The 14218-nt window shown below is 43.4% G+C and carries 11 protein-coding genes; 6 read left to right on the top strand and 5 right to left on the bottom strand.

Going from position 1 to position 14218, the window contains the following annotated elements:
- Position 1: 1 nt before the first annotated feature.
- A complete protein-coding gene (gene fdhE, locus Xentx_RS04080) occupies positions 2–886 on the bottom strand; it encodes a formate dehydrogenase accessory protein FdhE (protein ID WP_074019002.1) in 885 nt (294 codons plus the stop codon).
- A gap of 262 nt (positions 887–1148) precedes the next feature.
- Here fdhE and Xentx_RS04075 point away from each other — a divergent pair, with 262 nt between their 5' ends.
- Positions 1149–3221, top strand: coding sequence for a plasmid pRiA4b ORF-3 family protein (locus tag Xentx_RS04075; protein WP_074019001.1), 2073 nt, complete (start codon positions 1149–1151; stop codon positions 3219–3221).
- A gap of 85 nt (positions 3222–3306) precedes the next feature.
- On the opposite strand, the gene fdoI is transcribed toward Xentx_RS04075, so the two are convergent.
- The 3 genes from fdoI to fdnG are packed head-to-tail and all read right to left on the bottom strand — an operon-like array spanning position 3307 to position 7931.
- The gene (gene fdoI, locus Xentx_RS04070) at positions 3307–3948 is read right to left on the bottom strand and encodes a formate dehydrogenase cytochrome b556 subunit (protein ID WP_074019000.1); all 642 of its coding nucleotides are present in this window, start codon (positions 3946–3948) and stop codon (positions 3307–3309) included.
- The gene (fdxH, locus tag Xentx_RS04065; RefSeq protein ID WP_074018999.1) at positions 3945–4871 is read right to left on the bottom strand and encodes a formate dehydrogenase subunit beta; all 927 of its coding nucleotides are present in this window, start codon (positions 4869–4871) and stop codon (positions 3945–3947) included. The genes fdoI and fdxH overlap by 4 nt, the downstream gene beginning before the upstream one ends.
- 12 nt (positions 4872–4883) lie before the next feature.
- Positions 4884–7931, bottom strand: a complete 3048-nt coding sequence (gene fdnG / locus Xentx_RS04060) for a formate dehydrogenase-N subunit alpha (RefSeq protein ID WP_139292427.1) — start codon at positions 7929–7931, stop codon at positions 4884–4886.
- Between the two features lie 185 nt (positions 7932–8116).
- Between fdnG and fdhD the strand changes: the two genes are divergently transcribed.
- The 5 genes from fdhD (at position 8117) to Xentx_RS04030 (ending at position 13230) form a co-directional block, all read left to right on the top strand.
- Positions 8117–8962 carry a formate dehydrogenase accessory sulfurtransferase FdhD gene (gene fdhD, locus Xentx_RS04050; protein WP_074018996.1) on the top strand — a complete coding sequence of 282 codons (846 nt, stop codon included), beginning with the start codon at positions 8117–8119 and terminating at the stop codon, positions 8960–8962.
- Positions 8963–9204: 242 nt separating this feature from the next.
- Positions 9205–9921, top strand: coding sequence for a Slam-dependent surface lipoprotein (locus tag Xentx_RS04045; protein ID WP_074018995.1), 717 nt, complete (start codon positions 9205–9207; stop codon positions 9919–9921).
- Between the two features lie 292 nt (positions 9922–10213).
- The gene (locus tag Xentx_RS04040; RefSeq protein WP_074018994.1) at positions 10214–10786 is read left to right on the top strand and encodes a HupA family protein; all 573 of its coding nucleotides are present in this window, start codon (positions 10214–10216) and stop codon (positions 10784–10786) included.
- 291 nt (positions 10787–11077) lie between these two features.
- Entirely contained in the window at positions 11078–11623 is a 546-nt protein-coding gene (locus tag Xentx_RS04035) for a HupA family protein (protein ID WP_074018993.1), read from the top strand.
- Between the two features lie 119 nt (positions 11624–11742).
- Positions 11743–13230: a surface lipoprotein assembly modifier gene (locus Xentx_RS04030; RefSeq protein WP_139292426.1), complete on the top strand. Its 1488-nt coding sequence runs from the start codon at positions 11743–11745 to the stop codon at positions 13228–13230.
- On the opposite strand, the gene Xentx_RS04025 is transcribed toward Xentx_RS04030, so the two are convergent.
- On the bottom strand, positions 13227–13991 hold the full coding sequence (locus Xentx_RS04025; protein WP_074018992.1) for a GNAT family protein: 765 nt from the start codon (positions 13989–13991) through the stop codon (positions 13227–13229). The genes Xentx_RS04030 and Xentx_RS04025 overlap by 4 nt on opposite strands.
- Between the last annotated feature and the right edge of the window lie 227 nt (positions 13992–14218).

Raw genomic sequence — 14218 nt, 5'->3', positions numbered from 1 at the left:
TTTATTCGTTAGGAAACAGAAAAGGGTTCAGGCTACTACGGGCAAAACCTTCTTCTTCCATTTTTGCATCCAGAATCAATGACGCCAGATCATCTGCTACGGCATCTATATTCGGATCTTTTTCCTGATACAGAATTTTGAGATAGCTGCCACAATCACCACAACTTTCTGCCTTGATTGCCGCTTGTTCATTCTCCAGTGACCAATAATTCAGGTCACGGGTTTGTTCGCAATTACTGCATTTGATGCGGACAACATGCCACTCGCTTTCACACAGATTACAATGCAGGTAACGTAACCCTTGGTTAGTACCGATTTGCACCACACTGGCAACCGGCATACTGCCACAGATCGGACAAAACTGGCGATGTTCTCCATATTCCGCCCGAGCCTTGCCGGGGATCAAACTAGCCATTTGTGCCCAATAGACAGATAACGCTGCCCAGACAAACACCGCCTGATCAGCACTAACTTTGCTGAATTCGCTATTGAGCAATGCACTCGCCATTTCTTCTAACTCTTGTTCTGAATTTTTTGCCAGATTTTCGAGGGCGGGTTTCACATGTTCAGGTACGGTAGGCAACAATTCCGCAATCAGGGAGTGCAGGATATTCTGCCAATGCTGGGTACGGCGCAATGTTTTACAATCCAGTGGAACACGAATTTCTTGTTGAGAATGACCAAGAAGCTCATCCAATTCCATCTCCAACGGATTGTCATACCACACCTTTTGCTGTGCTTGTGCAATATCCGCCGCAAAATTCAGGTAACTTGCAAATGGATTACTTTCTGTCGCCAATGTTTTCAGGCGTTCAGCGCGCTGCTGGTAAAGTGTTTTCAGGTTGGCAAACAATAAGGGGGGAATAGGGGAAATGCGAATACTCATGAATCTTACCTTCTAGTTATGTTGATATGTAAGTCCCCAACCATCTTACCCCGCCAGACAGCGGAATGGCATTGCCAGATCCTATCGATTTCGAGTTACAGACCACAAAGCAGTAACGTAGATAAATTTCAACACAAACTTACTGCCCTCACAAAAATTCAGGTTAGACTATTGAATAATAGTAAAGGGGAATGGTGGATATGACAGCGTGATAGCCAGCACTCTTCTTGGTTGAAATATAGATATATTGAAGAGGTTGATAATGAAATTAACACCTGAAAAATTGCTATCTGCAATAGAAAAATACACCCATACTCCTGAGAAACAGCGCTTCTTAACCCAAAAGCAGATACAGTGGTTTTCCGATCCAGAAAACGTCTTCTTGTTGATTAGCCTGGTGCTAGCGCTGCCCAAGGAAGCGATGACGGAGATAGGCGACAGCATTAACCATTGGCTTGAAATTGCCATAGCGGAACTTGCATTAACAGCAAACAAATTACCTGCTGAAGCTAAACAGCAGCTTGAAGAAATCATTGAGCAAATATTGGTTCATACCAAAGAAGAATTCGAGATTAATAGCGAATGCGGGTTGCTATGTGTATCCATCCTGAAAAGAAATCAGTTTCATATCAAAACTGATATCACCCAGCTACTGGATGCCCCCCAATACCCTGATAACACTAACATAGAGACTTTCCCTAAAAAATCCTTAAACTTAAACCAACTGTTTAAGCAGTTTGAAATTGATTCTGGCATTGAATTTGTTGACTTTTTTGAAAGCGGTCTTTCCGTCATTCCTCATGAAGCCTTACCTCATCTATTGACGGAAGTCGCCAAGCATTCATGGGGGATAGATGCCCTGCTATTACTCACTCAATACTTTGAAGAACCCATTGCCCTTGCCTGTGCGCAAACATTGGACGATTGTCCTTCCTCTGCATGGGCAAATTTATCCTACCTGCAACTTGTTAATCTGTGTGCACGGTTTAACCGCCATCCTGCCATTCATTCCTGTTTTAAGCGCTGGAAAAAAAAGGCGATGTCGCACCACAATAAGGCGCGGGAAACAGCGAAGATACACGAATTATATGTCACTCATGTTGATGGAAATGACTGTGCCAGCATGATGATGACAATCACGCTGGATGGTCAAGAATATCAAATGAATATGATGCTGGATTTTAAATCTGGTATTCGCGAGAGCTTAATGAGTGTTGATCCTGAGAGAACCATCCCCGAACTGATTGAAAGTTTAGGTAATGATGAGGCTTATGTTGACTTTACCCCAGTTTCCCCTGACTGGCTGCAACAGATTTTACCGTGGATACTTTCAGTTCAACAAAATAAAAACACTCCGCTCGATCTCGACTCACTGTATTGGTTGTCACAACTTCCCGTCGAATGGACACAGCCAGAAGTATTTGAGCTTGAACACTGGAGCCAGAAATTCGGATATCAAGCTGATCCGAAGCGACAGGATCAGAATCGCCTTGGCATCACCATGGGTTCATCATTAATACTGTCTTGGCTGGCGCCGGAAGAATGCTTGCAGGAGGCAAAAAAACCCAGGGACTTATTGAAGCTCTACTATTATGCAAACCGAGAACTGTTTATTGAACGTCTGACTTATTCCGCTTCAATCGAACAATACAGATTGCCATCACAAGCCCCATATTTGGTCGATCAATATTTAGATTTGGCCTATGCCCTCAGAGACCCTGGATTAAATCGCAAGAAATTTGCTTTATTTGAGACTTTGTCTGAACTCAGCTTTGAATATTTCTACATGGAACAAGAGAAAGAGATTGAGCCACAAGGTTTGGTTCTCAAAGTGAGTTTATTTGATGCAACACCAGCCGTATGGCGCCGGATCCGTGTCAGCAATCAGCTAACACTCAATGAATTTCATGATGTGATACAAACTGCCATGGGTTGGGAAGATGCTCATTTATTCAGTTTTAGTTTTGCAGGGATCGACATTCCAGAAGAACATTATGACCAAATGTGCATCGGTGCATTTCTGGAGGAGGTTGGGGATGAATTCAATTACCAATATGATTTTGGCGATGATTGGTTCCATCAGATAACAGTAGAGAAAGTCCTGCCAAAAGATATTATCCAGCCTGAAGTGACCGCAGGTAATGGCATGTGTCCGGCAGAAGATTCTGGTGGCATTTGGAATTGGAACTATTTGCTCAAATTGAGAAAAAAGAAACTCCTGACTGAAGATGAAGCAGAGCAATTAGAATTTGTGGGATTATCCCCAAGTGAATCGCCAGAATCTTTTGATAAACAGCAAGCTAATAAGAGACTCAAGGCACTAATCATCCACTAAAAGTCAATAAACCGGAGGAAAAGAATAGCCTCCGGTTTCCTTTCTGAGAGCTACGATATCCGTTTTAAAATACCCCGCCTCAAACTCACTCTTTCTTTTTTTGCTGCTCTTGTTTCACAATTTCACGATACCAACGAGGATGATGTTTTTTCGCCCAGCCACGTGTGACCCAACCTTCTACCATTGCCCGCACTGATCCCTTCACCCAAAACGCCGCATAAGCATGGACGATAATCGTCAGGATTAGACCAATCGCCGCCAATGAGTGAACCAGCAAGGCAACCCGAATTAATGGGATAGAAAAGTATTCCGCAAAATACGGGCGCCAGATAATGATACCGCTGACAAGCAGCAGAAACAGGCAAAGACTTACTGACCAGTAAATACCTTTCTGGCCGAGGTTATACTGTCCGATATCTCCTGCTTCCTCATTACGCAGCACCTTGTGCATATTTTTCGCCCATTCGATATCATTCCTGTCGATCAGGTTATGTTTGAAATACCTGAAAAACATAAAAACAAACAGAAAGAACATTATCGAACCCGCAAACGGATGCAATATCCGTGACAATTGCGGCGTACCAAAGATATTCATCATCCAGTTCAGGGAGGGAAAGAAAAAACCTAACCCACTGATGGCGGTAAACAGGAAGCAAATCACAACCGCCCAATGATTGATTCGCTCAACCGGAGAGTGGCGAATAATGATATCGTTACGCTTTTTCATTTCTTCACCCCCTCATTGTTTGCATTGTCCGAATCAATATCATTAAGTGTGCTCTCTTCCTCTTCTTTGGAAACGCGGTTCGGGCCTATACCCACGTAATGGAAAATAGAAGCAGCAAAAGTCGCAGCAAAACCGATTGCAGCTAATGGCTTCCAGATACCTTTCCAGAACGTGACAGTTGGGCTTATAGCCGGATTATCCGGCAATCCATGATAGAGTTGAGGTTTGTTGGCATGGTGCAACACATACATGACATGGGTTCCACCTACGCCTTCAGGATCGTACAGACCGGCATTTTCATAACCACGCCCCTTAAGCTCTTCAACCCGCTCTGCCGCCAGCGCTTTCATATCTTGCTTGCTGCCGAAATGAATTGCACCCGTTGGACAAGTTTTCACACAAGCCGGTTCTTGTCCTACACCAACACGGTCAACGCACAAAGTACATTTGTATGCGCGGTTATCCTCTTTATTGATGCGCGGTACATTGAACGGACAACCAGCAATGCAATAGCCACAGCCGATACAATGCTCTGACTGAAAATCAACGATGCCATTGGCATACTGAATAATCGCGCCTTCTGCCGGACAGGCTTTCAGGCAGCCCGGATCAGCACAGTGCATACAACCATCCTTACGGATCAACCATTCCAGCTTGCCATGTTCCTCCACTTCGGAAAATCGCATCACTGTCCATGATTTTGCTGTCAGGTCGGCTGGATTGTCATAAACGCCAACGTTGTGCCCAACCTCATCACGAATGTCGTTCCATTCGGAACATGCCACCTGACACGCTTTACAGCCAATACAGGTTGTCACATCGATCAGTTTTGCCACTTCTTGCTGGTGATCCCGCACACGAGGCGCGGGAGTCAATGAATGGGTGGCAGAGCGACGAATAATGTCCTGAGATTGCAATGACATAATTTTTCCCCCTTACACCTTTTCCACATTAACCAGAAATGCCTTGAATTCAGGCGTCTGCGTATTGGCATCACCGACAAACGGCGTCAGGGTATTCGCCAGAAAACCTTTCTTCGCCGCTCCCTCAAAGCCCCAGTGAATCGGAATACCGATGGTATCCACTTCACGGCCGTGAACATTCAAGGTACGAATACGCTTCGTCACCACTGCCTTGGCTTTGATATAACCACGACTGGAGCTAACTTTGACGGTATCTCCTTGCTTAATACCCTTCTCTGCCGCCAACCGTTCACCAATTTCCACAAACTGCTCTGGTTGGGCAATGGCGTTCAACAACGCATGTTTTGTCCAGAAATGGAAATGCTCAGTCAAACGATAGGTGGTTCCTACGTAAGGGAATTTATCGGCTTTACCCATAGCCTCAAAATCACTCTTGAACACACGGGCAGCCGGATTGGAAACCACATTCGGATGCAACGGATTGGTTCCCAACGGTGTCTCAAACGGTTCGTAATGCTCAGGAAACGGCCCTTCTGCCATTTTGTCGATAGCAAACAGGCGACCCATTCCTTCTGGCTGCATGATAAATGGCCCGACATCCGTCCCCGGAGCCGCGTTGCTGTAATCTGGGATATCCACCCCGCTCCATTTATCACCATCCCATGCAATCAACTGACGTTTAGGATCCCACGGATTGCCCTGCGGATCGGCAGATGCGCGGTTATACAAGATGCGACGGTTTAACGGCCACGCCCATGCCCAACCCAATGTATTACCAATACCGGATGGATCAGCATTATCGCGGCGCGCCATCTGGTTACCTTCCGGCGTCCAGCTTCCGGCAAAAATCCAGCAACCACTGGCGGTTGTACCATCATCACGCAATTGGGCGAAAGAAGATAATTGCTGCCCTTTTTTCAGCAACACATTGCCGTTATCATCCAGCAAATCAGCCAAAGCGCGACCATTACTTTCCTGTGCCACCTCTTCCGGTGTCGGGGCATCAGGATCGAAATAATCCCATGTCATGCTCAGAACCTGTTCTGGTGCAACACCACCTTCTTCGCGATACAAATCACGCAGACGCTTAAAGATGCCTGACAGAATTTCACCATCCCCAATCGCTTCTCCTGGTGCATCCGCGCCTTTCCAATGCCATTGCAGCCAGCGAGCTGAATTAACTATCGAGCCATTCTCTTCTGCAAAACAGCAACACGGCAAACGGAATACTTCGGTCTGAATGGTGGCAGGATCAACATCATTGAACTCACCATGATTTTGCCAGAATGATGACGTTTCGGTACTGAGAGGATCAACTGTGACCAAGAACTTTAACTTCGATAAGGCAGCGACAACTTTGTTCTTGTTCGGGAATGAGGCTAACGGATTGAATCCCTGACAAATATAACCATTCACTTCCCCTTTCGACATCATTTCAAAATATTGCAGGACATCGTAAGGTTTATCCCACTTCGGCAACAGATCGAAGCCCCAATCATTCTCTTTACGGGCATTATCACCATAAAAACTCTTCATCAGGCTGACAAAGAACTTCGGATAATTTCCCCAATAGTTGACTTGCCCGACAACGGTGGCTTTTGGTGTGTTCGCCTGCAAATAGGTTTGCAGATCGGCCTGTTTCTCCGATGGCAGGGAGAGATATCCCGGCAGGCTTTGGGATAACAATCCCAAATCTGTCAGCCCCTGAATATTGGAATGACCGCGCAGCGCGTTAATACCGCCACCTGCCATACCCATATTGCCAAGCAGCAATTGGATTATCGCCATCGTGCGGATATTCTGTGCACCGATGGAGTGTTGTGTCCAACCCAATGCATACAGGAAAGAAGCAGTTTTGTCTTTCGCGCTGGTTTCAGCCAGATATTCACACACCTTGAGGAAATCTTCCTTCGGTGTACCACAGATATCAGTCACGACCTCCGGTGTATAACGACTAACGTGGGCTTTCAGCAGGTTCCAGATACAACGTGGATGGGTCAGGGTTTTGTCACGTTTGGCAAAACCATTCTCATCTAACTCATAGTGCCATGTCGTTTTATCGTACTTGCGATTTTCAGCATCATAGCCACTAAACAGGCCATCATCGAACGAAAAATCTTCCCGCACAATCAGGCTGGCATTGGTGTATGCCTCGACATACTCACGGTTAATTTTTTTATTGGTTATCAGGTATAAAATCACACCAGACAAGAAGGCAATATCCGTACCGGAACGGATAGGCGTGTAGAAATCCGCCACGGATGCCGTACGGGTAAAGCGAGGATCGATAACTATCAGTTTAGCGTTATTGTGAATTTTAGCTTCCATCGCCCAACGGAAACCGACAGGATGTGCTTCAGCAGCATTCCCGCCCATCACGACAATCAAGTTCGCATTTTTAATATCCACCCAGTGGTTGGTCATCGCACCGCGACCAAATGTTGGAGCAAGACTTGCTACCGTTGGTCCGTGTCAGACACGCGCCTGGTTGTCTACGGCAAGCATGCCGAGAGCACGACTAAATTTCTGCGATAAAAAACCGGTTTCGTTACTGGCCGCAGACGCACACAGCATACCCGTCGTCAGCCAGCGGTTAACCGTCACACCATCTTGGTTGGTTTTGATGAAATTGGCATCACGGTCTTGTTTCATCAATCTCGCGATACGATCGAAGGCTTCATTCCAGCTTATTCGCTGCCATTGATTAGAGCCTGGAGCACGATATTCTGGATAGAGTAGGCGATTTTTGCTGTGAACAAAATCCACCAACCCAGCCCCTTTAGGACATAAGGCACCACGGTTTACAGGATGATCAGGGTCCCCTTCGATATGAAAAATAGTAGATTTGGCATTTTTGGCGCCATCACCAAGACTGTACATCAATAATCCACAACCGACAGAGCAGTATGTACAGGTATTTCGGGTTTCACGCGCACGCAGCAATTTGTAGTTACGTGTTTGTGCAATCGCGGCGCCTGGGGCAAACCCCAGCGCGGCTGCCGTCGTACCCGCCATACCGCCAGCGCAGATCTTAAAGAACTGCCTCCTGCTAACTTGCATGGGGGATCTCCTCACTCACATTGCTCATTAATATTGCTAACACACGGCCTAACGGAATTCCGCTAGCGTATTTGCTTCTTATCAAAACATAATGTGGTAATAAAACAGCATGTGGTAATAAATTAATGAATCGTTATATATCCACATGAACAGTATTATGAATCAAACTACAGGGGAATTCATTAATGGAAAATGAAAGGTCAGAAAATAAGTTAATCATGGAAGGAATCAATGGTGTTTCTCGCATTAATGTACAACAAAAAAACGCCAAACAAAGTGACCGATTGGGTAGTCCGACGCCGGATTGGGTAGCCAAGGAAGTGCCTGTCGCATTAGTCTATAACGGTATTTCCCATGTCGTGATGATGGCGAGTCCAAAAGATCTTGATCATTTCGCCATCGGGTTTTCCTTGTCGGAAAGGATTATTACATCTGCGCAGGAAATTCGGGGGATTGATTCAATAGTTAGCTGCCACGGTGGTATTGAACTGCACATTGAGCTTTCCAGCCGTCGTTTTGCGGGATTAAAAGAGCGCCGACGCACTATGGCTGGGAGAACGGGTTGCGGTATTTGCGGTACTGAGCAATTGGCCGAGATTTTTCGTCCAATTACACCCCTGCCTTTCACCCAAACGTTTTCCCTCTCCCACCTTGATACTGCGCTTGCCCAATTACCACATGTTCAGGAAATCGGCACGCTCACTGGCTGTACCCATGCGGCGGGTTGGATTGACCCAGAGGGCAAAGTGCTTGGTGGTTGTGAAGATGTTGGCCGCCATGTTGCACTGGATAAGTTACTGGGAATGCGAGCTAAAACAGGCTGGCAACAAGGTGCTGTGTTGGTTTCCAGCCGTGCCAGTTATGAGATGGTGCAAAAATCAGCTAATTGTGGGGTAGAAATTTTATTTGCCGTTTCTGCCGCAACCTCACACGCCATTGAAGTCGCACAGAAATGTAATCTAACGTTGATCGGATTTTGCAAGCCAGGACGGGCAACAGTATATACCCATCCTCAACGATTAATGGATTAATTGAAATCCACAAATCCATTCCATCCTCAAAAAATAACTTAATTTCAATCAACTCACCTCTAATTTGCACAGCCATGAGATTAAACAAATAAGAAACATAATTATAACTTATGGTTTACATCACTATTTAGCCAACATACATTTTATTTGCTGCGCATTTTTTGTGCACACCTTTCACACAAAAAGCTCAGGACGCTCTTATGACAGGATAACAAGACATTCAATACTCTGTGAGGCTGCTTATGAAAAAGCTCAATATATTAATCGCCATGTTAGGTGTTGTTGGATTTACTACACAGGTTCAGGCAAAAGTTGAATATGGTATAAGCCAACAAGAAACCGATCCACACCTTATAATCGGAGAGGTAAATGGTGAACCCGCTCTGGGTATCACTTTACCCATAGTAAAAGATCAATTACTTCCTGCCTCCCAACTGAAAGGTTTCGCTACACTCGACAAAAATGGCATCTATCATACCGAAGTGGATGGTACAAAATTCGGTATCGAGAACCAGTATATCGATATCGGTCAGGTTCCCAATACAGAAGTTTACTTTGGGGAATGGGCACAAAAAACACCCGATAAATCGGATGTTACCCATACTGTTTTTTATGCGGGTAAAGATGTTACAACCAATCTGCCCACTGGCGGCACTGCGACCTATACAGTAAAAGGCCTGAGCCAATATAGCGGCAACAATCTCCTCTCCGGCAAACTCGTCGCAAACTTTGGTACCAAAAAACTGGATGGCTCACTGAGCAATGGTTCACTAAATATTGGGATTGATGCCAATATAAATGACAATGCCGGATTTTCAGGTAAGGCCACAGCCAACGGGAATATTAATGGGGTTACCGATGGGAAATTCTACGGTAATTCCGCCTCCGCGCTGGCAGGGTATGCCAAATTTGATAGCGACAGAAACAAAGATACTGCTTTCGGTGGTGCTAAAGAATAATTATTTATTCCTCAAAAAACAGTGTCATTTTTGGCACTGTTTTCCTCTTCATCCACCTTACAGTTATTTACTTAAATTTCAATTCATTAACCACAAACATTCGTAAAATCCAATTGCGCAAACAATGGAACTCAACAGACATAAAACATAATAATAATTTGTTATTTACACCACCATTTGTCCAGTATACATTTTATTTTCTGTGTATTTTTTGTGCAAAACTTTCACCCAAAAAGTTCAGGACGCTCTTATAACAGGATAACAAGACACTCAATACTCTGTGAGGCTACTTATGAAAAAGCTCAATATATTAATCGCCATGTTAGGCGTTGTTGGATTTATCACTCAAGCTCAGGCAAAAATTTCAGATAGTATAAGCCAGCAAGAAACCAACCCCCATTTTCTATTCGAGAAGGAAAAGGGGGAAATTTACTTTGGGGAATGGGCACAAAAAACACCCGATACTTCGGAGATCACCCATACTGTTTTTAATGCAGGCACAGAGGTAACAACCAAGCTGCCTGATAGCGGTATTGCGATCTATACAGTAAAAGGCACTATAGACGCTCATAGCCGTAATTTTCTTTCCGGTAAATTAACCGCCAATTTTGATAGCAAAAAACTGATTGGCTCAATGAACAATAGTTCACTAACTATAGGTATTGATGCCAATATAAAGGACAATGGCGAATTTTCAGGTAAGGCCACAGCCAACGGTATTATTGATAGGGAGTACTATGAGAAAATTAATGGAGTTTCCAATGGGAATTTCATTGAATTACCTCATATCTCTCCCTCTCTGTCAGGACGGGCCACATTCGATAAAGAGGGAAAAATCGCTATATTCAGCGGAACTAAACAGTAATAATTTATACCCCCAGAAGCAGTGTCATTTGAGGCACTGTTTTTCTCTTCATATTATTCTAAATATTTTCTTTTACTTCAATTAGTTGGTTTCTAATTTGCGTAAACTGTAATTGCGAAAACAATGAAATTCAATAGATATAAAACATAATAACAACTTGTTATTTACACCACCATTTGTCCAGTATACATTTTATTTTCTGTGTATTTTTTGTGCAAAACTTTCACCCAAAAAGTTCAGGACGCTCTTATAACAGGATAACAAGACACTCAATACTCTGTGAGGCTGCTTATGAAAAAGCTCAATATATTAATCGCCATGTTAGGCGTTGTTGGATTTATCACTCAAGCTCAGGCAAAAATTTCAGATAGTATAAGCCAGCAAGAAACCAACCCCCATTTTCTATTCGAGAAGGAAAAGGGGGAAATTTACTTTGGGGAATGGGCACAAAAAACGCCCGATACTTCGGAGATCACCCATACTGTTTTTAATGCAGGCAAAGAGGTGACAGCCAAGCTGCCAGACAGAGGTACTGTAATCTATAAAGTAGAAGGTGTTAGTCAGGATAACCGTAAAGACTCCCTCTCCGGTAATTTTGTCGCAGATTTTGATCATTACGTATTGAGTGGCTCAATGAGCAATAGTTCACACACTGTAGGTATTGAGGCCAAGATAACTGATTACGGCAACTTTTTAGGTATCGCCAGAGACAACGGTCTTATTGGACACACCTATGGGACATTATCTGGTGACAACATTAACTCTTTGGAAGGCCACATCTTATATTTTAGCGATAGAACAAAAGACACTGATTTCTATGGTACTAGAATTAAATAATTAATTCCCCAGAAAACAGTGTCATTTTTGGCACTGTTTTCCTCTTCATCTTCTTTACCCTATTTATTTCCAACTTGTTTATCTCAAATAAATATGGGCCTTATGAATCGGGTTTTACTATGTCTGATCAGAAAAAAGTGACTGAAAAGGAAATACTTCCAATATTACTTATAGTACTGCTGATCTCATTCCTGTCACCGGCAGTTTGTGCCAATGAAGATATTAACCACAAGATTTGGCAAAGAGCACGATATAATCAACAATACAATAAACAGGAAAATAAAGTTCTAAATTCCATTTCTATAAAAGATCGCTTCTCATTAACCGTGACTCATGGACAAGAATTTAAAGTTGAAAACAATCTTAAGGATATTAGTCAAGCACTGTACTTTGCCATTAACCATCAGCAGTGGCAAGACGTCAGACGCCTTCTGCCGATTTATCAAAAAATTCCTGGGTACGATCCATTACTCAGCGATTTTGCTCAAGGCAGGCTGGCACATCTTAAAGGGAATTTAACGCTTGCTACCTCTTATTATCAAAAGATCCTACGTCAAAAACCGAATTTTACCCGCATTAAACTGGAACTGGCTCGTATTTATTTTGAAGATCACAAAAACCAAGAATCCGCGCAGTTATTTAAAGAAATCAGTAAACAATATCAGTTACCAGAAATGGTCTTGAAGAATATTGACCGTTATCTGGCTGCAATAACCTTAAGAAATGATTGGAGCGGTTCATTCTTATTTGGCTATGCCTATGACGATAATATAAATATGTCTCCAAATCAGAAACCAATCTGCCTACGTTCCATAAAGGGAAAGTGCATAATTGAACGTGGCGTGCCAAAACCTATCAAAGCATGGGGTGGAACTTACAGCGCTACCTTAAGCCGACGTTACCCGCTTGTCGGCCATCACGGCATTTTTGGCCAAGGCCTGATTTATGGTGAAAATTATCCCAATTATCACGACGAAAACGAAAATATGTTCCTGCTGATCAGTGGCTACAGCTACAAAAACAGGAGCCATGATTTCTCCTTTGGCCCCCTATTCGAATATCAACAGCGTGCAGGAAATACCGAATACCATGCCATCGGTGCCAAAATAGAATGGCAGTGGACTATCACCGAACAAACCGCCCTTAATGTTGAACTTGGACATAAAAAATTGAGTTATCAGCCACTTTACCGCAGGAAAGACGGCGAACTTTCCTCATCCTATTTCAGCCTATCTCATGCCATCAATGATAAATTAGTTCTGTTTGGTGGTGGCAATTGGAGCTATCGAAATAATCAACAACCGACGGCTCGCTATCAACAATGGGGAATAAGTGCGGGAATAGCTGGACAACTTTATTCCCGCATTAATGGCTCGTTGCTTGTCACACTGAGAAAACAACGCTTCGGCGCTTACAGCCCATTATTGGGTGCCAGACGCCAAGATAATGAACAAATCTATACTGCCGCCATTAAATTTCCTGCCGCTAAGATATTGGGCATGACACCATCTTTAACTTTCCACCATCGACACAATCGCAGTAATGTAAACTGGTTATACAGTTACGATAAAAACGAAGTACAGATACAGTTAGAGAAATATTTTTAATCAAGGCTGTGGTACATCCACAAATTAGGTTCAATGTAATAAGCCATCTGTTTTTCAGCATCCACCACCAATGGTACCAGGCCACCTGGAATGACGTATTCCCCGCTTTGCGGAAACTTCATGCCTGTCCATTCTTGCCACTGTTCCAGGGTGCCATAAATATCCATGGAACGCAGGGCAGGCTTGATGATTTTGGCACCTAATCGACAATGGGTGCGGATCCACGGATCAAACGGCTCACCTTTATCATTTTTCCAACCACAGTATTCGATAAAATCTTGTAGGGGATATTGGCTTTTCAAACTCGGCCTGACAGGAACAACCAGCCCCTGCAAGCCTTCATTTCGGGCAGTCTGTTTCAAACTGTTAATCAATAAAGCAGGAATATTTTGCCCGCGGAACGCAGGATCAACCGTCACACTCAGGGCAGATACCATGTTGGCTTGAACCTTTCCCTTAGCTTTTCCACCAGCGTCAAATACAGCATCCCAGCCTTCATCAGGCAATTGATCTAATGAACTATTTTCCAAAGGAAAAGGAATTGAGTTCAGTAAGCCAATAAGACGCTCTTCGTTCCCCTGTTGCAAAATGGCAAGTTTTTGAAAGCGACTAAAACCCAACTCATATAATTTGTGCCAATGTTTTTCAGCTACTGCATCATAATTCATAAATAGGGGCCAATTATTATCAATAATAACCTCTATTTCATTACCAAAATCTGTCCTTTCTTCAGCAGATTGAATAACAATTTTTGCTTCCATAATACATCTCCAATTAGGCTTTTTTCAGCCATATAGATATATGAAAACTGATATACCCTTTATTCTTTTAAATGGCAGCTTCCTGCAATGCAGAAAATAAAGATATGGGTAAAAATTTATTTGATTGGTTCTTTGCTCTCAAATTTCATCATAACTAATCATTTTCCACAACAAGATATGGATATTTATCCACATAAAATACATGTATTAATTCTGGTTAATTATAT

Origin of the sequence: Xenorhabdus thuongxuanensis, from assembly GCF_001908095.1 — a bacterium.
GTDB classification, from domain to species: Bacteria; Pseudomonadota; Gammaproteobacteria; order Enterobacterales; family Enterobacteriaceae; genus Xenorhabdus; species Xenorhabdus thuongxuanensis.
Note: the sequence above shows the minus strand (reverse complement) of the source record. Positions and strands in the feature narration are given on the sequence as shown.

What these genes read in the sequence shown, in the direction of transcription:
- fdhE (WP_074019002.1), bottom strand. Translation starts at nt 886, where the DNA reads ATGAGTATTCGCATTTCCCCTATTCCCCCCTTATTGTTTGCCAACCTG.
- Xentx_RS04075 (WP_074019001.1), top strand. Translation starts at nt 1,149, where the DNA reads ATGAAATTAACACCTGAAAAATTGCTATCTGCAATAGAAAAATACACC.
- fdoI (WP_074019000.1), bottom strand. Translation starts at nt 3,948, where the DNA reads ATGAAAAAGCGTAACGATATCATTATTCGCCACTCTCCGGTTGAGCGA.
- fdxH (WP_074018999.1), bottom strand. Translation starts at nt 4,871, where the DNA reads ATGTCATTGCAATCTCAGGACATTATTCGTCGCTCTGCCACCCATTCA.
- fdhD (WP_074018996.1), top strand. Translation starts at nt 8,117, where the DNA reads ATGGAAAATGAAAGGTCAGAAAATAAGTTAATCATGGAAGGAATCAAT.
- Xentx_RS04045 (WP_074018995.1), top strand. Translation starts at nt 9,205, where the DNA reads ATGAAAAAGCTCAATATATTAATCGCCATGTTAGGTGTTGTTGGATTT.
- Xentx_RS04040 (WP_074018994.1), top strand. Translation starts at nt 10,214, where the DNA reads ATGAAAAAGCTCAATATATTAATCGCCATGTTAGGCGTTGTTGGATTT.
- Xentx_RS04035 (WP_074018993.1), top strand. Translation starts at nt 11,078, where the DNA reads ATGAAAAAGCTCAATATATTAATCGCCATGTTAGGCGTTGTTGGATTT.
- Xentx_RS04030 (WP_139292426.1), top strand. Translation starts at nt 11,743, where the DNA reads ATGTCTGATCAGAAAAAAGTGACTGAAAAGGAAATACTTCCAATATTA.
- Xentx_RS04025 (WP_074018992.1), bottom strand. Translation starts at nt 13,991, where the DNA reads ATGGAAGCAAAAATTGTTATTCAATCTGCTGAAGAAAGGACAGATTTT.